The sequence below is a fragment of the Arenimonas sp. MALMAid1274 genome (assembly GCF_049195245.1).
Taxonomy (GTDB): domain Bacteria; phylum Pseudomonadota; class Gammaproteobacteria; order Xanthomonadales; family Xanthomonadaceae; genus Arenimonas.
In genome coordinates, this window is sequence record NZ_JBMIRR010000021.1 from 152,007 (window position 1) to 175,281 (window position 23,275).

A 23,275-nucleotide genomic window follows, 5' to 3' on the forward strand; every position below is an offset into this window, starting at 1 on the left:
GCGATGCTAGGCTTCGGTCATGCGTTCGCTCACTCGTTGGTCAACCCTCCCTTGCGTGTTGGTGCTCGTCCTCGCGACCGCGGGCTGCCAGCCCGACACCGCGCCCGCCACGGCCGCAGAGCCGCCGCCAAAGGTGGAACCCGTCGCCGATGAAAGCGGCGCCATCAGCGTCGCGCCCATGGCCCCCGAGCCGCCCGCGCCGGAGCCGGCCAAGCCCGCTCCAGCCGCGAACAAGGATCCGCGCACCGACCCGATCGACTGGTCGCCGGTCGCACTTGCGCCCGACGTCGCCTGGCTCAGCTGCACGCTGGACTATTCGCAGCACGGCGACGGCGACCCGCTGCAGTCGCTCGACCGCGACTCGCTGGACGCGGCGCTGGCCGGCTGCGCCGAGCGCGGCGTGCTGCGCCTGCGCTACGACGGCCGCGTCACCTCCGACTTCGCGGCGCTGGTGGAACGCGTCACCCGCGTCGCCGACGCCCTGGGCATCCGCAAGCGCGTGCTCGACCTGGACTCCACCGGCGGCCTGGTGGAAGACGCCATCCGCGCCGGCGACTTCATCGCCGCCTCGCGCTGGACGCTGTGGGTGCGCGAGGACTCGATGTGCCACAGCGCCTGCGTGTTCGTGCTCAGCGCCGGCGACGTGCGCCGCATTACCGGCCAGGTGGGCATCCACCGCCTGATCCGCATGAGCTCCACCGCCACCACGCGCGCCGAACTCAACGCCGAGCTCCGCGTGGTGCACGAGCGCGTGCGCGACTACCTGGAACGCAACGGCTCCAGCGTGGACGTGGCCGACCTGATGATGGCCGTGCCCAACCGCAGCCTGCGCATGCTGTCGGACGACGAGCTCATGCGCTACGGCCTGGACGGCGTCAACGCGGCCCAGGACGACCTGGACCGCCTGCGCCTGCAGCGCGAATGCGGCATGGACTTCGTGTCGCGGCGCGACGCCTTCGCCCGCGCCTTCGACCGCAAATGCCGCGAACACGACAGCGACCTGGACCAGCTCAACAGCTGCGGCCTGGCGCTGCGCGGCGACTTCGGCTTCCCCGATGCCGACTGCCCGGCCGAAAGCCCGCTGTCCGAATTCGACCTGGCGCAGGCCGAGCCTGCCGCGGACGATGAACCCGACCAACTGCCCGACGAACAGCAGGATGCGGCCACGGGCGAAGCGACCGGCACGATGCCGCCGGCTACGGCTTCACCGGCCGGTTAGCGCCGGCGCGTTCCCGCCAGGACCGTCCGGACACGCGGCCCCGCTCAGACCCGGCCAACCACCGGAATCAGCGCGCCGGTGATGGCACTGGCGCGATCGGAAAGCAGGAACACGATCGCATCGGCCAGCTGCGCCGGCTGCACCCATCGCGAGGCATCGGCATCGGGCATGTCCGCGCGGTTGGCCGGCGTGTCGATGATGCTGGGCAGCAGTGCATTGACGGTGATGCCGCGGTCCTTCAGCTCTTCGGCCAGCGCCTCGGTCAGGCGGGCCACGCCGGCCTTGGACGCGGCGTAGGCGCCCATGCCGGCCCCCGCCTTCACCGCACCGTTGGCGCCGATGTTGACGATGCGGCCGCCGTCGGGCAGATGCGACAGCGCGGCCTGGCAGGCGGCCACGGCGGTGCGCAGGTTGAGCTGGTACATCGTGTCCCAGGTGTCGAGCGAACCGCCGGGCACCTTCTCCCAGCGGAAACCACCGGCGATGTTCACCACGCCGTGCAGGCCGCCATGTGCGGCCACGATCGCGTCGAAGCACGCGGCGGCCGCGGCGGCATCGCCCAGGTCCACGCCGCCGTGCCGCGTGGCGGCGCCCAGCGCGCCCGGATCGCGCGGCGCGTCGGCGCGGTCGATGGCGGCCACGGCCGCCCCCTGCGCCAGCAGTTCGCGCACCACGGCGGTACCGAGGATGCCGAACGCGCCGGTGACGGCGATGGTCTTTCCCTTGAGCTGCATGGCGGTCTCCCGGACTATCGATGCCGATAGTATCGCAGGCCCCCGCGTGCGCCGGGCTCAGTCCTGCGGAACGGCCGCCGGATCCATCCAGAACAGTTCCCACACATGGCCATCGGTGTCGGTCACGGCGCGGCTGTACATGAAGCCGTGGTCCTGCGGCGGATTGATGTCGGCGGTGCCGCCGTGCTGCGCGGCCACGCCGGCCAGCCGGTCCACGTCCTCGCGGCTGTCCAGCGACACCGCCAGCAGCACTTCGCTGGAACTGGCCGGCGGGATCGGGCGCGAGGTGAAGCTGCGCCACTTGTCGTGGGTGAGCAGCATCACGTGGATGGCCTCGCTCCACACCATGCAGGCGGCGGTTTCGTCGCTGAAGTGCAGGTTCTGGGTGTAGCCCATCGCGGCGTAGAAGGCGATGGCCGCCTTGAGGTCGGCGACGGGCAGGTTGACGAAGATCATGCGGCTCATGCGGTGCTCCTGGGCGTGATGGCGGGGGTGGGCGTGTCGGAACTCAGTGGCACTGGCGTGCGCGCTCGCTGAGGAAGTCGCGTTCGCGGGCATTCTGCGCCAGCGACGCGGCGCGTTCGAACTGGGCCCGTGCCTCGAGCACGCGGCCGGCGCGCAGCAGGCAATCGCCGCGTGCCGCCGGCAGCGGTGCATAGGCCTGCAGCGCCGGCGTTTCGGCGATGGCATCGAGCAGCCGCAGCCCGGCCTCGGGGCCGTAGGCCAGGCTGTGGGCCACGGCGCGGTTGAGTTCGACGATGGGCGAAGGCAGCACCTGCGCCAGCGTGTCGTAGCTGCGCGCGATGCGCGGCCAGTCGGTGTCCTCGAAGCGCCGCGCGCTGGCGTGGCAGGCGGCAATGCGCGCCTGCAGCGCGTAGGCACCGCGCTCGCCGCCCAGCGCTTCGGCTTTCGCCAGCGCCGCCAGGCCACGATGGATCAGCAGGTGGTCCCAGCGTGCGCGGTTCTGCCTCGAGATCGGCACCAGGCTGCCGTCGGCGTCCGCGCGCGCGGCCAGGCGCGAGGCCTGCAGCTCCATCAGCGCCAGCAGGCCGAACACTTCGGGCTGGTCGGGCATCAGCCGCGCCAGCACGCGGCCCAGGCGCTGCGCTTCCTGGCACAGCGCGGGCCGCACCAGGTCGTCGCCGGCGGTGGCGGCATAGCCTTCGTTGAAGATCAGGTAGACCACTTCCAGCACCGAGCCCAGGCGCTGCGGCAGCTCGCTGGCCACCGGCAGGGCGAAGGCCAGCCCCGACTCGCCCAGCGTGCGCTTGGCGCGCACGATGCGCTGGGCGATGGTGGCCTCGGGCACCAGGAACGCTCTGCCGATTTCCGCCGTGGCCAGGCCGCAGAGCAGGCGCAGGGTGAGCGCGGCGCGCGCGTCGGGCGACAGCACCGGATGGCAGGCGGTGAAGATCAGGCCCAGGCGCTCGTCGCCGACGGGATGGTCCATGGCGGCCTCGATGTCGTCGATGCTGGCGAAGGGCGCCGCGGGTTCCGGTTCGGCGCCCAGTTCGGCGAGTTTTTCGGCCTGCAGCTTGCGCCGGCGCAGGGCATCGATGGCCCGGCGCCGGGCGGTGGTCATCAGCCACGCGCCCGGGTTGTCCGGCATGCCGCCCTGCGGCCAGTCGGTGAGCGCGGCCAGGAAGGCGTCCTGCGCCAGTTCCTCGGCCGCGTCCAGGTCACGCAGCAGGCGCGCCAGGCCGGCGATCAGCTTCGGTCGCTCGATGCGGAACACGGCCTCGACGGCCTGGCGGGTGGCGGCTTCGGTCACGCGCGGCTCGCGCTCAGAGGCCAGCCATCTTGTCGTTGACGCGCAGGTGCACGGCCTCGGCTTCCGGCGTCATGATCGACTCGAAATCCGCCATCTCGTAAAGCGGCCGGATGTCGATGTCGCTCGGGCCGAACATCGGATTCGGACAGCGCTTCACCCAGGCCACGGCTTCGTCCATGTCCTTCACTTCCCACAGCCAGTAGCCAGCCACGAGTTCGCGGGTCTCGGTGAAGGGGCCGTCGGTGACGGTGCGGGTGTTGCCGTCGAAATGCACACGCTTGGCCTGTGCGGTGGGCTTGAGGCCGTCGCCGGCAAGTAGGATGCCGGCGTCCACCAGCTCTTCGTTGAACTTGCCCATCTGCTCCATCAACTCGGACGGGGGCATGCGCCCGGCTTCACTGTCGGCGGTGGCTTTGACGAAAACGATGACGCGCATGGGATTCTCCTGGTCGGGTGGGCAGGGCCGCATCGCCCTGTACTGAAGTCGACGAACGGGCGGGCGCCGTTTCGACACGGACGGTGGAAATTTCCTGGATTTTTTCCGGGCCGGGGCCAAGGGGTTGATTGACAAGCCTACCGCAGCCCGGAGACGCGGGCTGGGGTTCAGGCGGAGGCGACGTTCGCGGCCGCGTCCGGCGCGGCCGGGGCGGCGGGAGCCCCGTCCGGCCGCAGTTCGCGCACCACCCGGCCGCCGTCCACCACCAGCACGCGGTCGGCGCTGCGGATGGTCTCGGGCCGGTGCGCCACGATCACTTTCGTCAGCCGCAGGCGCTTCACCGCCTCGTTGACCTCGCGCTCGCGCCTCACGTCCAGGTGGCTGGTGGCCTCGTCCAGGAACAGCAGCTTCGGCGACCGGTATAGCGCGCGCGCCAGCAGCACGCGCTGCTTCTGCCCGCCCGACAGCGAACTGCCCATGTCGCCGATCAGGCTGTGGTAGGCCATCGGCATCGCCTGGATCTCGTCGTGCACGGCGGCCAGCCGCGCGGCCGCCTCCATCCGCACCGGGTCCGGGTCCGGATCGAAGAAGGCGATGTTGTCGGCCAGGCTGCCGGCGAACAGCGGGTCGTCCTGCATCACCGCGCCGACGATGCGGCGCACGGCCTGCGGCCCGGCCTGCTGCAGGTCCAGCCCGCCGATGCTGACGTGGCCCTGCGTCGGCTTGAGCAGCCCGAGCATCAGCTTCACCAGCGTGGTCTTGCCGCAGCCGGAGGCACCGACCAGCGCTACCGATTCCCCCGCCTCGACGGTGAAACTGCAGTCCCGGATCACCCAGGGCTCGCCCTCGGCGTAGCGGAAGCCCAGGCCTGCGACCACGATGCGCGGCGACGACGGTGGCGCGACCTCCGGCCGCGGCGCATCGTCCTCGGGTTCACTCAGCACGATGTCGGCCAGGCGCTCGCCGTGCAGGCGCAGCATGCGAAATTCGATCCCCTTGTCGATCAGCCCGGCCATGCGCTGGGCGAACTGGTCCTTGTAGGCCAGGAACGCGATCAGCATGCCGACCGAGAACACGTTCTGCAGCGCCAGCAGCGCGCCGATCCAGATCACCGCGATGCGCTCGACGCCGAACACCAGCTGGCTGGCGCCGCTGAAGCCCAGGCCCAGGCGGCCCAGCCGCACTTCCTCATTGACGGTGTCGGTCATCAGGTTTTCGTAGGTGGCGCGCCGCAGCGGCTCCTGGCCGGCCACCTTCAGGCTCTGCATGCCGCGGAGCGATTCCAGCAGGTGGGATTGCTGGCGCGCGGCGCCGACCAGCTGCCGCTCGGTGCCGTCGCGCAGTGGCCGGAACGCCAGCGCGCGGATGCCCAGGTACAGCGCCACCGCCAGCAGGGTCACGCCCGCCAGCTCTGCGCTGTAGAGCAGCATCATGCCCAGCGTCACCAGCGCCATCAGACCATCGATGATGGCTTCGACGAAGCTGGTGGTCAGCGTGCGCTTGATCGCCTGCACCGACCCCAGGCGCGAGGTGATGTCGCCCAGATGGCGCTTCTCGAAGTAGTCCAGCGGCAGTCGCAGCAGGTGCGCAAATACGTTGCCCATCCACTGCAGGCCCAGCCGCGACGACAGGTACAGCACCGACCAACCGCGCAGCATCGCCACCGCCACCTGCAGCAGCATGGCCAGGCCGAAGCCCAGCGCCAGCACGGCAAGCAGACTGCGGTCGGCCGACACCAGCACCTGGTCCACCACGGTCTGCAGGAAGAACGGCGCCAGCACCACGAACACCTGCAGCGCCAGCGACAGCAGCAGCACCTGGCCCAGTGCGCGCCACAGCCCACGGACCGGGCCGGTGAGCTGGCGCATCGGCACGTGCGGCGCGACCTTCTGCGGCTTGAACGCAGCCGTGGGCTCGAGCTCGAGCGCCACGCCGGTGAAATGCCGGGAGACCTCGGCCATGGTCAGCCGCCGCTCGCCGAAGGCCGGGTCGAGCACGGTCACCTTTGCCTTGCCCACCGCCGCCAGCACCACGAAATGATTGAGGTCCCAGTGCAGCACGCAGGGCCGCTTGAGCTGGCCCAGCTCGTCCAGCTCCAGCCGCAGCGGGCGCGCGCTGAATCCCAGCTGCTGCGCCACCTGGATCAGCTGGCCCAGCCGGGCGCCCTTGAGCGACAGCGGGAAACGCCGACGCATTTCCGGCAGGCCCAGGGCCAGCCCGTGCGCCTCCATCACCATCGCCAGCGCGGCCAGTCCACATTCGGCCGCTTCCGACTGCAGCACCGGTTTCATCGTACGTCCACCCTGCCCTGCAGCGAGTACAGCGGTTCCAGCACCCACTCGATCAGGCGGCGTTGTTCGCCCAGCACGTCGGCGTCGAGCAGCATGCCGGGTCGCAAGGGCTCGGGCTGGCCGTAGGCCGTGATGTCCTGGCGCTGCAGGGTGACGTTGACCCGGTAGTAGGGTTCGCCCGCGGCGGGCGTGCCGGACTGCACGGTGCTGCGGCTGATGCGCGCCACGTGGCCGCGATGGTGGCCGAACTTCTGGTAGGGAAACGCCTGGTAGCGCAGCAGCACCGCGTCGCCCGGCGAAATGAAGCCGATGGCGCGGCTGGGCACCAGCAGTTCGGCCTCGAGTTTTCCGTCGCCGGGCAGCACGCTCACCAGCGCTTGTCCCACCTGCACGGCCTGGCCCGGCTTGAGCAGCGTGGTGGCGACGACACCGCTGATCGGCGCGGTGATGGCGAGCTCGCCGCGGGCCTGCATCTCCAGCGCCTCCTGCTCCAGCAGGGCGAGGTCGCGCTGGAAGGCGGCGGCGCCCGCTTCGCGCTGCCCCGGCAGTTCGTCGCTGGCCTGCTGCAGCTGGGCGAGCAGCCGGCGCGAGGACGCGGCCTGGCGCTGCAGGATCTGCAGCGCCGCCTGTTGTTCGAGTGCGGCGCTTTCCTGCTGCCGCAGCTGCTGGTCGGTCACGTAGCGGCGGCCATGCAGCTCGCGCAGGCGCGCCAGGGTTTCCTGCGCCAGGCGCAGCTGCCGGCGGCGCGTGAGCATTTCGTCGTCCAGCTGCGTGGCTTCGTTGCGGGCCGCGGCCCGCTGTCGGGCCAGGCCGCGGGCCTGGGCCTGCAGCCGCTGCTCGAGGGCTGCACGGTTGCGATCGAGACCGGCACGTCGGCGTGCCAGCTGCGTGGCCAGTGCCAACTGCGTGTCGCCACCCGCGACGGTGGCGCGCGGCACATTCAACACGGCCAGCGTCTGCCCGGCCTGCACGCGCGCACCTTCGCGCACCGGCAGTTGGCTTACCACGCCCGTGGCCGGCGCCAGCACCGTGGACAGGCCTGCCACCGGCACCAGCTGGCCCACCACGTGTGAACGACGGGTATAGCTGGCCAGCACCAGGAACAGCAGCACCGAAACCGCGGTCAGCGCGGCGCCCGCGGTGAGAAACCACAGCCGCAGCGGCTGCGCCAGCACGATGCCGCCGAGCCAGCGATGCTGGCGCGCCTGCAGCGCTTGCTTGCGGAACAGGTCCTGGGTCATGGCGATTCCGCATGGAGAAGAATCAGCGTTCGCTGGAAACTATCAGCAGCTGCGCTTCATCGAAGAGGTGGCAGCTGGCATGGAATAGGTACGAATCCGCCAGTCCCGTGCGTAGGTGGATCCCGGCTGCGGCCAGCAAAGGACGAACACCGCCAGCCTGAGGTCATGGACGCAAACGCGGCAGGCCGCCAGAATCGACGGGAACAGAAGCGTCTGGAGCGTCCCAATGATTGACCTGTCAGGCCGCGTGGCCATCGTCACCGGCGCGGGCGGCGGCCTCGGCCGCGCCCATGCCCTGCTGCTGGCCGAACGCGGCGCGCGCGTGGTGGTGAACGACCTGGGCGCCGGCGCCGAGGCCGTGGTGGCGGAGATCGTCGCCGCCGGCGGCCAGGCGCGCGCGGCCATCGGCTCGGTCAGCGACGAGGCCTTCGTGCAGGCCATGGTGGCCGATGCGCTGCAGGCCTGGGGCCGCGTGGACATCCTGGTCAACAACGCCGGCATGCTGCGCGACAAGTCCTTCGCCAAGATGGACCTGGCCGACTTCCGGGCCGTGCTGGACGTGCATTTGATGGGCGCCGCGATCTGCAGCAAGGCCGTGTGGGAGACCATGCGCGCCCAGGCCTACGGCCGCATCGTGATGACCACCTCGTCCTCGGGCCTGTTCGGCAACTTCGGCCAGGCCAACTACGCCGCCGCCAAGATGGGCCTGGTCGGCCTGGCGCAGACGCTGGCGCTGGAAGGCGCGAAGTACGGCATCCGGGTCAACTGCCTGGCGCCTACCGCCGCGACCCGGATGATGGAAGGCATCCTGCCGGAAGCCCAGCTGGCGAAGCTGCGGCCGGAGCTGGTCAGTCCTGCCCTGCTGGCCCTGGTGTGCGACGAGGCCCCGACCCGCGCCATCGTCGCCGCCGGCGCGGGCAGTTTCGAACTGGTGCACGTCACGCTGACCCGCGGCCTGCACCTGGGCGATGCGCCCGCCACCGCCGAGGACCTGCTGGCGCAATGGCAGGCGCTGTCGGACCGCGAAGGCGACACGGTGCCCGCGGAAGGCTTCGACCAGGCGCGCCACGAACTGCGCAAGGGCGGCTTCGAATTCCCGTCCGCCTGATTGCCCGACGGGGCGGCGTGCGCGGCCTCAGTCGAGCCTGAAGGAATCCAGGAAACGTTCGGCGTACAGCTCCTGGTTGTACGAGGGCCGCACCGGCACCGTCGTGGCCACCTGGTAGAACACGCCGCGGTGCACGAACTGGCGCACCGTCATCGTCGCCCCGCCCGGCATCTGCAGCGCGTACTCGTTGCCGGTGGCCAGGTTGCTGGCGCCGACGCGGGCGGTGTTGAAGCTTTCGCGCAGCAGGGTCGCGCCCGGCGCGGACGCCATCAGGCTGGCGCGCCCGTGCGCCAGCGCCTCCGGCGTACCCATCCGCGGCATCGCCTGCACGGCCGCCTCGGGCATCGGCAGGTAGTTCACCGCGTACACGACGTCGTCGAATTCGGCGACGTGCAGGTGGGTGGTGATCTTGCCGGCAGGCGTGTCCACGGTCTGCTGCTCGTGCCGCGGCGCGCCCGGCATGCCGACCACGAAGGCCTGGCCGGGGGGCGTGAAATCGCGCAGCTCGGGCTTGGCCGAACATGCGGCCAGCAGCAGGCACAGCGCGACCAGCAGCGCGCGGACCATCAGCCCGGCACCCGCACGAAACCTTCCATCAGCACACGCGCGCTGCGGCTCATCACCGCCTTGCGCACGACCCACTGCCCGTTCACCTGGCTGGCCTCGGCGCCCACGCGCAGCGTGCCGCTGGGATGGCCAAAGCGCACCGCGTTGCGTTCGCCGCCGCCCGCCGCCTTGTTCACCAGGGTGCCGGGGATCGCCGCCGCGGTGCCGATCGCGACCGCGCAGGTGCCCATCATCGCGTGGTGCAGCTTGCCCATGGACAGCGCGCGCGCCAGCAGGTCGATGTCGCGCGCCTCCACGCGCTTGCCGCTGCTGGCGGTGTAGGCGGCCGGCGGCGCCACGAAGGCGACCTTGGGCGTGTGCTGGCGCTGCACCGCCTGCCCGATGTCCTGGATCAGCCCCATGCGCACCGCGCCGTGCGCGCGGATGGCCTCGAACCGCGCCAGCGCCGCGGCATCGCCGTTGATGGCGTCCTGCAGCTCGGTGCCGCTGTAGCCCAGGGCCTCGGCGTCCACGAAGATGGTGGGCACGCCGACGTTGATCATGGTCACGTCGAAGCTGCCCACGTCCGGCACGTCCAGCCGGTCCACGAGGTTGCCGGTCGGGAACATCGCGCCGCCGCCCTCCGCATCGCCCTCTTCGGCCGGATCCACGAACTCGATCACGATCTCGGCCGCGGGGAAGGTGACGCCGTCCAGCTCGAAGTCGCCGGTCTCCTGCACCTCGCCGCCGGTGACCGGAACATGCACGATGATGGTCTTGCCGATGTTGGCCTGCCACACGCGCACCGGGAACACGCCGTCGCGCGGCAGCCGCGCCTGGTCGATGAAACCCTGGGCGATGGCGAACGGCCCCACCGCGGTGCTGAGGTTGCCGCAGTTGCCGCTCCAGTCCACGAAGGCGCTGCCGATGGAAACCTGGCCGTAGAGGTAATCCACGTCGTGGCCGGGTTGGCTGCTGGGCGAGATGATCACGCACTTGCTGGTGCTGGACGTGGCGCCGCCCATGCCGTCGGTGTGCTTGCCGTAGGGATCGGGCGAGCCGATCACGCGCAGCAGCAGCGCATCGCGCGCCGGGCCAGGCACGCGCGCCGCCTCGGGCAGGTCCTGCAGCCGGAAGAACACGCCCTTGGACGTGCCGCCGCGCAGGTAGGTGGCGGGGATGCGGAGCTGGGGCGCGTGGGTCATCGTGGGGTTCCGTCGGGACAGGGCGGCCGTCAGGCCGCGCGGTGGGAGGCCAGGAAGTCCTGGGCGAAGCGCTGCAGCACGCCGCCGGCCTCGTAGATCGAGACTTCCTCGGCGGTATCCAGGCGGCAGGTCATCGGCACCTGCAGGCGCTCGCCGTTGCGGCGCGTGATGCCCAGCGTGAGGGTCGCGCCGGGCGTGCGTTCGCCGATCACGTCGTAGGTTTCGGTGCCGTCCAGGCCCAGGGTCTTGCGGGTGGTGCCGGGCAGGAACTCCAGCGGCAGCACGCCCATGCCAATCAGGTTGGTGCGGTGGATGCGCTCGAAGCCTTCGGCCGCGATCACCTCCACGCCGGCCAGGCGCACGCCCTTGGCGGCCCAGTCGCGCGAGCTGCCCTGGCCATAGTCGGCGCCGGCCACGATGATCAGCGGCTGGCCACGGTCGAGGTAGGTCTCGATCGCTTCCCACATGCGCATCACCTGCCCTTCCGGCTCGACGCGGGCCAGCGAACCCTTCTTCACCGCGCCGTCCACCACCGCCATCTCGTTGCTGAGCGTGGGGTTGGCGAAGGTGGCGCGCAGCGCGGTCAGGTGGTCACCGCGGTGGGTCGCGTAGGAATTGAAGTCCTCTTCGGGCAGGCCCATTTTCGCCAGGTATTCGCCGGCCGCGCTGTTGCGCAGGATGGCGTTGGACGGCGACAGGTGGTCGGTGGTGATGTTGTCGCCCAGCAGCGCCAGTGGCCGCAGGCCGCGCAGGGTGCGCTCGCCGGCCAGCGCGCCTTCCCAGTACGGCGGGCGGCGGATGTAGGTGCTCTGCGGGCGCCAGTCGTACAGCGGGCTCACCTTGTCGCCGCTTTCCACCACCACGGTGAACATCGGTTCATACGTCTTGCGGAACTGTTCGGGCTTGACGCTGGCCTTCACGATCGCGTCGATTTCCTCGTCGCTGGGCCACAGGTCCTTCAGCGTCACCGGCTTGCCGGCCGCATCCAGGCCCAGCACGTCCTTCTCGATGTCGAAGCGGATGGTGCCGGCGATGGCGTAGGCCACCACCAGCGGCGGCGAGGCCAGGAAGGCCTGCTTCGCGTAGGGATGGATGCGCCCGTCGAAGTTGCGGTTGCCGCTGAGCACGGCCGTGGCGTACAGGTCGCGGTCGGTGATTTCCTTCTGGATGGCCGGGTCCAGCGCGCCGCTCATGCCGTTGCAGGTGGTGCAGGCGAAGGCGACGATGCCGAAGCCCAGCGTCTCGAGTTCCTGCTTCAGGCCCGCGGCTTCCAGGTACAGCGCCACGGTCTTTGAGCCGGGCGCCAGCGAGCTCTTCACCCATGGCTTGCGCGTGAGGCCCGCGCGGTTGGCATTGCGCGCCAGCAGGCCGGCGGCGATCACGTTGCGCGGGTTGGAGGTGTTGGTGCAGCTGGTGATGGCGGCGATGATCACCGCGCCGTCGGGCATCAGGCCCTGCACTTCCTGCGCCCGGGCGGCGTCGAGGTTGCCGGCGATGCCCCTGGCGGCCAGGTCGGCGGTCGCCACGCGCGCATGCGGATTGGACGGGCCGGCCATGTTGCGGCCCACCGAGGCCAGGTCGAAGGACAGCGTGCGCTCGTACTTCGCGCCGGCCAGGGTGTCGGCCCACAGGCCGGTGTGCCGGGCGTAGGTTTCCACCAGCCGCACCTGCTCGTCGCTGCGGCCGGTGAGGCGCAGGTAGTCGATGGTGTTGCCGTCGATGTAGAACATCGCTGCGGTGGCGCCGTACTCGGGCGCCATGTTGGAGATGGTGGCGCGGTCGCCCAGGGTCAGCGCGGCGGCGCCTTCGCCGCGGAACTCCAGCCAGGCGCCGACCACCTTGGCCGCGCGCAGGAATTCGGTCAGCGCCAGCACGATGTCGGTGGCGGTGATGCCGGGCTGCGGCCTGCCGGTGAGCTCGACACCGATGATGTCGGGCAGGCGCATCCACGAGGCGCGGCCCAGCATCACGTTCTCGGCCTCCAGGCCGCCCACGCCGATGGCGATGACGCCCAGCGCGTCCACGTGCGGCGTGTGGCTGTCGGTGCCGACGCAGGTGTCGGGATACGCCACGCCGTCGCTGACGCCGATCACCGGGCTCATCCGCTCCAGGTTGATCTGGTGCATGATCCCGTTGCCCGGCGGGATCACGTCCACGTTCTTGAAGGCGCGCTTGGTCCAGTCGATGAAGTGGAAGCGGTCTTCGTTGCGGCGGTCCTCGATGGCGCGGTTCTTGGCGAACGCATCGGGGTCGAAGCCGCCGCACTCCACGGCCAGGGAGTGGTCCACGATCAGCTGCACCGGCACCACCGGGTTCACCTGGGCCGGGTCGCCGCCCTGGTCGGCGATGGCATCGCGCAGGCCGGCCAGGTCCACCAGCGCGGTTTGGCCCAGGATGTCGTGGCAGACCACGCGCGCGGGGAACCACGGGAAGTCGAGGTCGCGGCGGCGTTCGACCAGCTGGCGCAGCGAGGCCTGCAGCGTGGCGGGATCGCAGCGGCGCACCAGGTTTTCGGCCAAGACGCGCGACACGTAGGGCAGGCCGTCCCAGGCGCCGGGCTGCAGGGCATTGACCGCCGCGCGGGCATCGAAGTGGTCCAGCGAGGTGCCGGGCAGCGGGGTGCGGAAATCGGCGTTCATGGGGCAACCGGTGGCGGGGATGCGCCATTATCCCGGACCCGGGCGGTGGCCGTCATGTCGCGCACGCAAGCCCGCGTGCCGCGGGTCATGCCGGGCTCAGCCCGGGCGCTGGTCCACCACGTAGGGCGTGCGCTGCGCCGAGGGCCGCTGCCCGAAGCTGGCCATGAACGCCCGCAGCCGCGGCATCGCGGTGAGGTCCATCGGGTTGCGGAAGGAAAAATGCTCCAGCACCGCGAACAGGCCTAGCTCGACCAGGAGGATGCGGTCGGCGGGCAGTTCGGCCTGGATGGCCGGCCACTGCGATTCCAGCCAGGCCAGGCAGTTCTCCAGGCTGGCGCGGCGCTTGCGCGAGGCCGCATCCGGCGGCCGTCGCGACACCACTTCGTGAAAGACCACTTCCACCTGCACGGCCATCGTGTGCGCGACGATCTCGTGCGTATTCATCAGCAGCGCACTGCGCGCGTCCTCGGCCCAGAACACCCGCGCCTCGCCCTCGGGCAGGGAACGGGCCAGCGCGCGGCAGGCATTCTGGCTGCCCCACACCACGGTCTGGCCCTGGCGCAGGGCCGGCAGCTTGAGCGCGGGATTGCCGCCGAACACCGACGGGTCTTCGCTGAGCAGGTCGTAGATCGGATCCAGGCCCACTTCCAGGCCCAGTTCGATCGCCAGCATGCGCACCATGCGGGTGTAGTGGGACCCCTGGCGGCCGATGATCACGTCCATGCGACGAGTCTGCCGCCGGCGTCGAGGCCGGGCAATGGCGTGTTCCGCCAACCGTGTTTAGCATCGCGGCAACCCGCCCGGACTCCCGCCCTTGGCCTGGTATCGCCTGCCCCTGCTGTGGCTGCGCTCGCTGCTCGCTTTCGCCGGCGCCGTCGCCGCGATCTGGGCCGGCAATGTCGCGGGCGGAGAATTGGCCGCGGCGCTGGATCTGCCGCGCGGAGGCACAGGCCGCCTGGCCTGGGACCTGGCCTGGCTGACGCTGGCGGGCATCACCGCCTTCGCCCTGCTCACGCGGCTGGCGCCACGCTGGCCGCGCGCGCATGCCTGGTTGCTGCTGGCGCTGATGGTGGCGGCGATGGCGTGGGCCACGCAGGGCATGGCCGGCGAATTCCCGGCCTGGTTCACCCTGGGTGCGTGGCTGTCGCTGGCGCTGCAGTACGCGGTCGGTGCCGAAGCGCTGGGCCCCCGCGCGCGACGTCCGTCCTGAGTCTTCGCCAGGCGCGCATCAGCGCGCCAGCAGTTTCGATGCCAGCCCGCCCGACCGTGCCACCGGTCGCGACAGCGCCGCGTCCACGCTGGCGCGCGGCGCCCACAGCGCCACCGACTGCTTGGCGCGCGACAGCGCCGTGTACAGCAGCTGCCGCGACAGGATGCGGTGGTCCGGATCCGGCGGCAGCAGCACGGTGGCGTGCGTGTACTCGCTGCCCTGGCTCTTGTGGATGGTGATGGCCCAGGCCGCGTCATGCGCCGGCAGGGCCCCGGGTGCGAACGCGCGTGCACCGCCTTCGTCCTCGAACCAGACCTGCAGCCGGCCCTCGCCGTCGCGCAGGCACAGGCCCAGGTCGCCGTTGAACAGGCCCGCGCCGTAGTGGTTGCGGGTGACCATCACCACGCGGCCCGGATACCAGTCCTGGTCGCCGGGCACGCGCCAGCGCTGGCGCAGCTGGCGCTCGATGATCGAGTTGAGGGCGTCGGCACCGTAAGGACCGTCGCGCAGTGCGCACAGCAGCTGATGCTGCGCCAGCAGGCGCAGCGCCGCCGCGGCACTTTCGCCATCGCTCACGTCCGGCGGCGCGCCGCGATCGGCCAGGGCATCGGCCCAGCGCCGGGCCTCGCGTGCCACTGCGGCCGGGGACTCCAGGGCCAGCAGCCGGGCGCGGTCGCCCGCGGCCGCCAGCGCGTCGGCCAGCGCCGTCGCATCGCCCTCGCGCACGGCGCGATTCACAGGCTGCAGGGCACCGTGCGCGCGAAAGCTGTGCTGCAGCCGCACCAGGTCGGGCGCGGCCTCGGCTTCCATCACCGCCACCAGGTCCATCAACACCGAACCCGCGCCGACCGGGTTGAGCTGGTCGGCATCACCCACCAGCACCAGCACCGCGTCTTCGCGCAGCGCGCGCAGCAGCGCGCGCAGCTGCGCCAGGTCGAGCATGGACGCTTCATCCACCACCACGATGCCTGCGGCGATGGGCGAGGCCGGGCCGCGGCGGAACGCGTTGAGCGCGGGAGACCAGCCGAGCAGGCGATGCACGGTGAGGGCCTCGCCCGTCGGCAGCGCGTCCAGCGCCGGCTGCCAGTCGGCCGGCAGGTGCGCGCGCAGGCGCGCCGATTCCTGCCGCAGCGACTGCACCAGCCGCTGCGCCGCCTTGCCGGTGGGCGCGGCCACGGCAATGCCCTCGCCCGCCGCGCCGTCGCGCTGCAGGCGCAGCAGCATGCGCAGCACCGTGGTGGTCTTGCCGGTGCCGGGGCCGCCGGTGAGCACGAAGAAACGGCGGCCACCCACCGCCGCAACGGCCGCCCGCTGCGCACCGTCGCGCGCGGGATCGCCGTCGGGAAACAGCGTCGCCAGCACGTCCGGATCCAGTGGCCGCGCGACACCCGCGGCACGACGCGCGCGGATGGCGGCCGCCACTTCCGACTCGTGCTGGTGGTTGCGCCAGAGATAGAAGCGCCCGTCGGCATCGAGCACGAAGGACGAAGGCGTGCCGCCGTCGCCGACCAGCGGCTCGCGCCGCAGCGCGTCGCAGGCCTGCGGATCCAGCGGCGCCAGGGCGGTGTCGCCGGACAGCTCGGCCACCGCGACGCGGCCCGCCAGCTCCGCCAGCCGTGCGCCGCCGCCATGGGCCAGCACCCAGCGCGAGATCGCGCGCGCCAGCGCGCGTTCGTGCAGCGGGCCGTCGCTGCCGGCCTCGGGCGCGCGGGCGTCGTAGCGGGGCGCGCTCATGCGGACACTCCGGCCTGGCACAGCGCGGCATCCACGGCCGCGACCAGCGCATCATCGAACCGGCCGGCGTATACGCCCGCACCCGGGGCCAGGCCGGCCGCGCGTACGAACAGGTAGATGTAGTCGCCCAAGTGCCGCGATGGCGAATAGTCGGGCAGCCGCTGGCGCAGGAAACGATGCACGGCCACGGTGTAAAGCAAGGCCTGCAGGCGGTAGTGGCTGTGGTCCATCGCCGCCCGCAGCGCCGGCCCGGTGTAGTCGGCGGTGTGCTCGCCCAGCCAGTTGCCCTTGTAGTCGAGCACGTGGAAGCGGCCTTCGTGTTCGAACACCAGGTCGATCTTGCCGGTCATCAGGCCGCGCAGGCGCTCGGCGGCCAGCGGCGGCACCAGGTCCGGGTCGCCATGCGCGGCACAGGCCTCGCGCAGCCGCGACAGGCGGGCGTCGTCGAGACGGAAGTGGAAGGCCATTTCGGCACGCTGGCGCGACGCCGGCACGTCGCCGAGCCGCAAGCCGGGCAGCAGCTCCGCCGCCAGCGCCTCGTCCATGCGCCGGGCCAGCACCGGCACCAGCATTGGCAGCGGAACCTCGCCGGCGCGCACGCCGGAAGCTTCCAGCTCGCGGCGCAGCAGCGGGTGCTGTTCCGCCAGCGGCAGGTCGTGGCGCCGGTGTTCGAAGGCCGCATGCAGCGCATTGCCGAACGCGGCGCCGCGCACGCTGGCCAGCGCCAGCAGCCCCGGATGCGGCTCTGCGTCAGGCGGCACAGCCTCGATGGCGCTGGCATCCAGGGCTTCGTCCTGTGCCGGCGCGTCCTCGGTGGCGGCCAGGCGATGGCCGCTCACCAGCGTGGTGAAGCTCAGGCGCTGGCGCAGCGCGGTGGCAGTCGGCTCGGGCAGCGCGATCCGCGGCGACGCATCGCCCGCCGCGAGCGGCATCGCGGCCGGCACGTCGGGCCAGCCCGCATCGTGCCAGGCCACCTGGGGCATCGCCGGCGCGGCGCCGTCCGCCAGTACGCGCGCCACCATCGCATCCAGCGGCGAGCGGTCGGGGTCGGCCTTGGGCTTGGAACTGTTGCCCGTGCCGCGCTCCGGGTCCAGGGCATACACATGGCAGGCGTGGATCGCTCGGGTGAGCGCGACATACAGCGTGCGGAAGCGTTCATCCTGCAGCTCCCAGCGCGCGGCCAGCCGCGCCGCTTCGTCGAACGCCGCCAGGCGCCCGCCTTCGGGCAAGGGCACCAGGTAAGGCGTGGGCTGGTTGCCGGCCACCTGCGCCCACATCAGCGGCAGCAACACCACGTTGAACTCCAGGCCCTTGCTGCGGTGCAGGGTCATCAGCTGCACGCGCCGCACGTCGGACTCCAGTCGCGGCTGGCGTTCGTCGGCGCTGTCGGCATCGCCTTCCTCGCGGCGCTGTGCCCCCAGCCAGGCCAGCAGCTCGCGCGGGCCGCCGCCGCGCTCGGCGCGCAGCTGCAGCAGCTCGCCCAGCTGCCGCAGGTCGGCCAGCTCACGTTCGCCGCCCGGCGCCGCCAGCAGCCGCGGGGCGGCGTCGCGCGCCAGCTGCCCGCACAGCGCCAGCACGCCGTCGCGCTGCCAGCGTTCGCGCAGCGCGGCGCGGCGTGCCGACAGCGTCGGCCACTGCGGGGAATGGGCATCCAGCGACGCCAGCATCGCCAGGTCGCCGCCCCACAGGCGCGTCAGCAGCGCGGCGCGCAGCGCGGGCTCGCTGTCGGCGTCCAGCACTGCGGCCAGCACCAGGTGCAGCTCGAAGGCCATGTCGCCGGCGAACACGCTGTCGCGCGCACCGCCGACGCAGGGCACGCGGCGCGCCTGCAGCAGGGCGCGCAGGCTGGCGATGTCGCGGTTGGTGGGCAGCAGCACGGCGATGTCGCCGGGGCGCAGCGGGCGCGCGCCGATGCAGTGGCGACGCTCGGCCAGCATGCCGGCGATCTGGTCGGCGCAGGCCACCAGTGCGTCGCGCCGGCGCCGCGGCTGTCCGTCCGGTGCCGGCGCGCGATAGTGCAGCTGCAGCGGCTGCGCCAGCGCGACGCCGTCGACGGTGTAGGGCTGCTTGTCGCGACGGTCGCTGGCGGCCACCGGCCGGTAGCGCACGTCTTCGCTGCCCGAGCGCCCCAGCGTTTCGCCGCCGGCCGCGTACCACTGGTTCACGGCCTGCACGTAGCCACGCGAGCTGCGATGGTTGGTAACCAGTTCCAGCAGGTGCTGGGCATCGCCGCGCGCGCGGCGGTAGGCGTGGATGTCGCCGCCGCGGAAACCGTAGATCGCCTGCTTGGGATCGCCGATCATCACCAGCCGGCCGCGTTGATGTCCGTCCGCATCGCGGTACAGGCGATCGAGGATGCCGTACTGCTGGGCATCGGTGTCCTGGAATTCATCCACCAGGGCGACCGGCCAGGCCTGGAACAGCGCATCGGCCAGCGCGCCGTTGGCCACGATCGCGGCGTGCGCACGGCGGATCATTTCGTCGAAGGTCACCTGGCCACGCGCGGCAAGGCGTTCGTCGCGCCAGCGGCGCGCCTGCTCCACCTGCTGCTGCCAGAAGCGGTTGAGGGAAACGAAGCGCGCGGCTTCGATCCGCGGCCAGTGCGCATACAGCGCGGCGATGGCCGGATGCGCCAGGAACGCAGCCTGGTGTTCGGGTCGCACCTGCTTGTCGAGCACCTGGTCGCGCACGAGTTGCAGATGCTCCTGCTTCGGCCAGTCTTCCTCGCCCGCGAACAGGCCGGCCAGGTGCGCCAGGGCCGTGCGCAGGGCGCCGTTGCTGCGCACGAACCAGCCCGCCGTGTCCACGACGCTGCGCAAGCCCGAGACCAGGTCTTCGGACAGCGACTGCAGCACCGTGGGCAGGTCCTCGCCCCCGGCATCGATGCGGATGCCCGGCGCCATCAGCTGCCGCAGCTGGCGGGTGAAGGTGGACAGGCGCAGGGCGTCCAGGTCCACGCCTTCCGGCGCCGGGCCCTCGCCCTGGTGCAGCACGCGCCAGGCATCGCGGGCCAGCTCCTCGGCCAGGGCCTGGCCCGAGGTGGGTTCGCCGACTTCGAAGCGGCTGCCGCTCTCGAACGGATGCTCGACCAGGATGCGCTGGCAGAGTCCGTGCAGCGTCCCGACCGGCGCACGATCGAAATCCGCGAGTGCCAGGCGCAAGCGGCGACGGTCTTCGCTGCGCACGGCAGCCTCGGACCAACGCGCGAGCAGCCAGGCTTCGTCTTCGGTGGGCGGCGTGGCGGCAGACCCGCCCTCGGCCAGCGCCAGCGCGCGGCGCAACGCCTGGCGCAGGCGTTCGCGCAGCTCCTGCGCGGCGGCGTCGGTGAAGGTGGTGACCACCACCTGCTCCACGCCGAAGGCCTGCGCCGGTTCCAGCAAAAGGCGCAGGTAGAGCACGGCGATGGTCCAGGTCTTGCCGGTGCCGGCGCTGGCTTCCACCAGCGAACGGCCCGGTGCATCCAGCGGCAACTGCGACCAGTGCGCGACGGGAAGCGGTGCGCTCACTCCGCACCTCCGTTGCCCAGCAGCAGGTGCTGGGCCAGGTCATCGGCGCAGCGCTTGAGCCGATCAAAGTCTTCGGTGCCGTCCTCGAAGTCGAGGCCACGGCCCAGCAGGCGGGCATAGCCCGGCGCGTAGTTGCGCTCGGCCTGCCACGCGCCGAGCGCGGCCTCGTCGCGCTGCTGCAGTGCGATCGCGGCCGCGGCGCGCGGGAAATACCAGGCCGGCCGCGTGGCCGGGCTGGCCCACAGTTCCAGCAGGGCCAGCACGCGGGGCTCGAGATCGGTGGCGAAACCCGCCCAGCCCGACTCGCCGGCACGCACGAAATCGGCGTCCCACTGCGCGATGCCGGCCTGCCACAGGCCATCGGGCCGGCTGCCGGCGCGCGGCTTGGCCGGTGGCTTCTGCACCAGCGCGCACAGGTGCACCCGGCGCGATGCGTTCTCAGGCGCCAGCCGCACCATCGCCCAGGCCAGGAACAGCGGGATGCGCTCGCGCAGGTCGAGCTCGTTTTCTTTTTCCCGGTTCGGGAAGGCTTCGATCACGTAGAGCGCATCGCCGCCGTCGTAGGTGTTGCCGGCCTCGCCCGTGACCTGGAAGCGGCCGAAGCCGCGCCGCATCGGCAGCGGCGACGGAGGCGGCAAGCCCGCGGCCAGCAGTCCGGCCAGCTCGGTGCGTTCGCGTGCGGTGGCATCCACCGCGCGCGCGGCCTCGAGTTCCTTGCGCCAGGCCGTATCGCCCAGGCGGCCCGCAGGCAGCAGGCCGGCCAGCCGCAGCGCTTCGGGTGCCGCGCCATCGCGCGGCGCGTGCGGGTCGGCCAGGAAGTGCAGGCACAGGGCGCGCGCCGGAGAGTCCAGTCGCTCCATGCGCGCTTCCAGCGGTTCGTCCTCCGCCAGGCCGGCCTCGTCGAGCGCGTCGAGCCGGGCGCCCAGGCGATCGGCCAGCTGCACGCGCGCGGGGTCGCGGAAGTAGCGGCGCAGCTGGGCCAGCGAGACCTCGCACGGCGCGTCGCCGGCAGCCGCAGGCCCGTCGGTGATCAGCGTGCGCGCGCCCGCATCGGTGCCGACCATGTCCGCGAAGGCGGGACTGAAGGAGAACAGGCGTGGATCGCGGCCATCGAAGTAGGCGGCGTGGAAAGGCTGCAGGCGATGGTCCACCCGCCAGGCCGGCGACGCGGGACGCTCGTCGTCCTCCGCTGCATCGCCGGCAGGCCCGGGGTCCTGGGCGGCTTCGGCCTCGAGCGGACGGGCATCGGCGGGGGGCAGCGCCGCCATCAGCTCGGCCAGCGGCGCGGCGGGGTTGCGCACGCTGCCGTCGAGTTCGTCATGGGCGACGTAGCTCAGGTGCAGCGCATCGCGCGCCGACATCAGCGTTTCCAGGAACAGGTAACGGTCGTCGCTGCGCACGTCGCGGTCGCCGAGCCGTCGCAGTCCGGGACGTCCGATGGGATCGAGGCCGGCATCGGCGTCATTGCGCGGATACTCGCCTTCGTTCAATCCCAGCACCGCGACCACGCGGAAGGGAATGGCGCGCTGCGGCACCATGCCGCACACGGTCATGCCGCCGGCCAGGAAACGCTGGCGATCGGGCACCGCGGACAGACGCTCCTGCAGCCATTGCCGGACCACGGCGAAGGCCAGCGGCGGGTCCAGTCCCAGTTCGCCGGGCTCGCTGGCCAGCGAGCGCACCAGGGCGCGCAGCTGGTCCATCGCCTCGAGCGAGCGCGGGTCGTCGAAATCGGGCTGCAGCAGCGCGTCGAGCCGTTCCTCCAGCCGGCGCGCCCAGTCCGACGCCGGCCGGTCGCGCGCGACGTCGGCGCGCAGCGCAGCGATCTGCTGAAGCAGGTGGTCGAGCGCGCCCAGCGACTGGCTGGCACCGGCGGCCACGCCGCTCAGGGGCACCAGCGCGTCGCCATCGGGCAGCCGCAGCACGGCGTCGTCGCTTTCCTGGCCATGGATGAAGCCCGCGACCAGGCGGTCCATTGCCCAGGCCAGCGTGTGCGCGTCGGTCGCGGGCACGCCCATCGCGGCGCGGTCGTCGGCGTCCAGCCCCCACGCGGCGCGGGCGCGCGCGAGCCAGCGGGTGAGCGTGTCGAGGTCGCCTTCGTCCAGGCCGAGCCGGCGCAGCACCGGTGCCTGGCCCAGGAAATCGAGCAGCTCCGGCGCGGTGAGGCGCGCGCCGGGCAGGCCCAGCAGCTGCGTGAAGGCGGCATACAGCGGCTGCGCCCGCGCCATCGGAACGTCGGCCAGGTGATAGGGCAAGGGCCCTTCCGCGCGGCCGGCTTCGCCGAAAACCGCCGGCAGCAGCGGCAGATAGGCGCCGATGTCGGGCGCCATGACCACGATGTCGGCGGCTTCCAGGCTGGCGTCGGCGGCGCGCTCGCGCAGCAGGGCGTCGCGCAGCGCCTCCAGTTCGCGCAAGCGGGAGTGGCAGGCGTGGACTCGCAGGCTGCGGTCCTGCAGGCGCTCGTCGCGCGGGCGTGGATCGTGGCCCATCAGCGCGGGGTCGAGCGTGCGCAGGCTCTGCTGCACGCGGTGCAGCAGGCAGGCGGGCGTGGCATCGCCGGGCAGCTCGTCGCGGAAGTGGCGGATGTCGAGCGACGCTTCCAGCTGCTGGATGCTGAGCATGAAGTGCTGGCCCAGGCGCCCCCAGGCGGCCAGCAGCGGATGGTCCTGGTCGAGGAACCACGCGGAGGCCTCGCTGCCATGCGGATCGGCCGCCACCTCGAGCAGGCGCGCACGCGGGCTGCGCAGGCCGGCCCAGAACTCGCGGCACGGATCGGGCAGGTAGAACACCACGGGCCGGTGCACGGCAAGCGCCTGCAGCACGGCCAGTTCGGCCGGGGCAATGTGGCTCAGGCCGAACACATGCAAGGGATCGGTCGCACCGACATCGACCTCGCGCTGGCGGAGTACGGCCGCCAGCTCGGCCAGGCGTTCGCCGCGATGCGGCTCCTTCAACGACTGCCGCAGCTGCCGCCACAGGGCCGGATGGAAACCGGCCTCAGGGAAGGTGGGCCGCGTGTAGCTCCAGTCCTCGAGCCAGTCCGGCCGGTAGGCCATGTACTGGATGTAGATTCGCGCCAGCCGGTCGGCCAGCTGGAAACGGCGCAGGGCGCGGTCGGGGCCGGCAAGGTAAGCCTGCAGCGACGGATGGGCAGGGGCGTCGAGCAGCGCGTGCACGCGCCAGCGCAGCGACTCGCGCCGCCAGGCGCGCGGCGACACCGCGTTTTCTCCCAGCACCTGCCGGGCGAGGCCGTCGAGGAAGGTGGTGGGCAGCACGATGTCCAGGTTGGCCACCACGCTCGCCGGCCCGCGCTCCGCCGCCAGGGCGCCCGCCAGCCACTGGCGCATGCCCGGATGGGCCGCGACCACGGTCTGGGGGCTGAGCACGGCATCGGGAGGCTGGGTGGCCAGCAGGTGGTCCAGCGGCTCCAGCAGCGCCTCGAGCCGGCTGGCCCGAAACACCGTGATTCCTTCGCTGGCGCGCTGTTTCCAATCCCCGGGCATCGCTACAGCCTAGCCGATCAAGGCCGGCAGCCTAGCCGTCGCCGGTCTCGTCCGGCGAGACGGGGACCGGTCGGATTGCAAATCGAAGTCCGGGCCGGAAGGCACCGGGCAGTTCGCCGGGCAGTTTGCCCG

At 71.9% G+C, this 23,275-nt stretch carries 16 protein-coding genes; 3 read left to right on the plus strand and 13 right to left on the minus strand.

What is annotated here, in order from left to right; genetic code table 11:
- Positions 1 to 19 precede the first annotated feature (19 nt).
- Positions 20 to 1,219, plus strand: coding sequence for a hypothetical protein (locus ACOQFR_RS02140; RefSeq protein WP_421378014.1), 1,200 nt, complete (start codon positions 20 to 22; stop codon positions 1,217 to 1,219).
- A 44-nt stretch (positions 1,220 to 1,263) separates the two neighbouring features.
- Here ACOQFR_RS02140 and ACOQFR_RS02145 read toward each other — a convergent pair whose 3' ends face one another.
- The 6 genes from ACOQFR_RS02145 to ACOQFR_RS02170 all read right to left on the minus strand — a co-directional run bounded on the left by ACOQFR_RS02145 (position 1,264) and on the right by ACOQFR_RS02170 (position 7,692).
- A complete protein-coding gene (locus ACOQFR_RS02145; protein ID WP_421378016.1) occupies positions 1,264 to 1,953 on the minus strand; it encodes an SDR family oxidoreductase in 690 nt (229 codons plus the stop codon).
- Positions 1,954 to 2,010: 57 nt separating this feature from the next.
- Positions 2,011 to 2,418: a VOC family protein gene (locus ACOQFR_RS02150; protein ID WP_421378018.1), complete on the minus strand. Its 408-nt coding sequence runs from the start codon at positions 2,416 to 2,418 to the stop codon at positions 2,011 to 2,013.
- Positions 2,419 to 2,461: 43 nt separating this feature from the next.
- Positions 2,462 to 3,724, minus strand: coding sequence for an RNA polymerase sigma factor (locus ACOQFR_RS02155; RefSeq protein WP_421378020.1), 1,263 nt, complete (start codon positions 3,722 to 3,724; stop codon positions 2,462 to 2,464).
- Between the two features lie 13 nt (positions 3,725 to 3,737).
- Positions 3,738 to 4,160: a YciI family protein gene (locus ACOQFR_RS02160; RefSeq protein ID WP_421378022.1), complete on the minus strand. Its 423-nt coding sequence runs from the start codon at positions 4,158 to 4,160 to the stop codon at positions 3,738 to 3,740.
- 167 nt (positions 4,161 to 4,327) lie between these two features.
- Complete coding sequence (locus ACOQFR_RS02165; protein WP_421378024.1) at positions 4,328 to 6,451, minus strand: peptidase domain-containing ABC transporter; 2,124 nt, start codon at positions 6,449 to 6,451, stop codon at positions 4,328 to 4,330.
- Complete coding sequence (locus tag ACOQFR_RS02170) at positions 6,448 to 7,692, minus strand: HlyD family secretion protein (RefSeq protein WP_421378026.1); 1,245 nt, start codon at positions 7,690 to 7,692, stop codon at positions 6,448 to 6,450. The genes ACOQFR_RS02165 and ACOQFR_RS02170 overlap by 4 nt, the downstream gene beginning before the upstream one ends.
- Before the next feature lie 226 nt (positions 7,693 to 7,918).
- Here ACOQFR_RS02170 and ACOQFR_RS02175 point away from each other — a divergent pair, with 226 nt between their 5' ends.
- Entirely contained in the window at positions 7,919 to 8,800 is an 882-nt protein-coding gene (locus tag ACOQFR_RS02175; RefSeq protein WP_421378029.1) for an SDR family NAD(P)-dependent oxidoreductase, read from the plus strand.
- A 27-nt stretch (positions 8,801 to 8,827) separates the two neighbouring features.
- Here the strand turns inward: ACOQFR_RS02175 and ACOQFR_RS02180 are convergent, their stop codons facing one another.
- From ACOQFR_RS02180 to ACOQFR_RS02195, 4 genes are all read right to left on the minus strand, one after another.
- Complete coding sequence (locus ACOQFR_RS02180) at positions 8,828 to 9,367, minus strand: hypothetical protein (RefSeq protein WP_421378031.1); 540 nt, start codon at positions 9,365 to 9,367, stop codon at positions 8,828 to 8,830.
- Entirely contained in the window at positions 9,367 to 10,551 is a 1,185-nt protein-coding gene (prpF, locus tag ACOQFR_RS02185) for a 2-methylaconitate cis-trans isomerase PrpF (RefSeq protein WP_421378033.1), read from the minus strand. The genes ACOQFR_RS02180 and prpF overlap by 1 nt, the downstream gene beginning before the upstream one ends.
- Before the next feature lie 29 nt (positions 10,552 to 10,580).
- Positions 10,581 to 13,190, minus strand: a complete 2,610-nt coding sequence (gene acnD / locus ACOQFR_RS02190) for a Fe/S-dependent 2-methylisocitrate dehydratase AcnD (protein WP_421378035.1) — start codon at positions 13,188 to 13,190, stop codon at positions 10,581 to 10,583.
- A 96-nt stretch (positions 13,191 to 13,286) separates the two neighbouring features.
- The gene (locus tag ACOQFR_RS02195; protein ID WP_421378037.1) at positions 13,287 to 13,913 is read right to left on the minus strand and encodes a glutathione S-transferase family protein; all 627 of its coding nucleotides are present in this window, start codon (positions 13,911 to 13,913) and stop codon (positions 13,287 to 13,289) included.
- 91 nt (positions 13,914 to 14,004) lie between these two features.
- On the opposite strand from ACOQFR_RS02195, the gene ACOQFR_RS02200 reads away from it, so the two are divergent.
- Positions 14,005 to 14,400 carry a hypothetical protein gene (locus ACOQFR_RS02200; RefSeq protein WP_421378039.1) on the plus strand — a complete coding sequence of 132 codons (396 nt, stop codon included), beginning with the start codon at positions 14,005 to 14,007 and terminating at the stop codon, positions 14,398 to 14,400.
- Between the two features lie 18 nt (positions 14,401 to 14,418).
- Here ACOQFR_RS02200 and recD read toward each other — a convergent pair whose 3' ends face one another.
- The 3 genes from recD to recC are packed head-to-tail and all read right to left on the minus strand — an operon-like array spanning position 14,419 to position 23,101.
- Complete coding sequence (gene recD / locus ACOQFR_RS02205; protein WP_421378041.1) at positions 14,419 to 16,134, minus strand: exodeoxyribonuclease V subunit alpha; 1,716 nt, start codon at positions 16,132 to 16,134, stop codon at positions 14,419 to 14,421.
- Entirely contained in the window at positions 16,131 to 19,640 is a 3,510-nt protein-coding gene (locus tag ACOQFR_RS02210) for a UvrD-helicase domain-containing protein (RefSeq protein ID WP_421378043.1), read from the minus strand. The genes recD and ACOQFR_RS02210 overlap by 4 nt, the downstream gene beginning before the upstream one ends.
- Positions 19,637 to 23,101 (minus strand): exodeoxyribonuclease V subunit gamma, encoded by a 3,465-nt coding sequence (gene recC / locus ACOQFR_RS02215; RefSeq protein WP_421378045.1) that lies wholly within the window; start codon positions 23,099 to 23,101, stop codon positions 19,637 to 19,639. The genes ACOQFR_RS02210 and recC overlap by 4 nt, the downstream gene beginning before the upstream one ends.
- Positions 23,102 to 23,275: the final 174 nt, after the last annotated feature.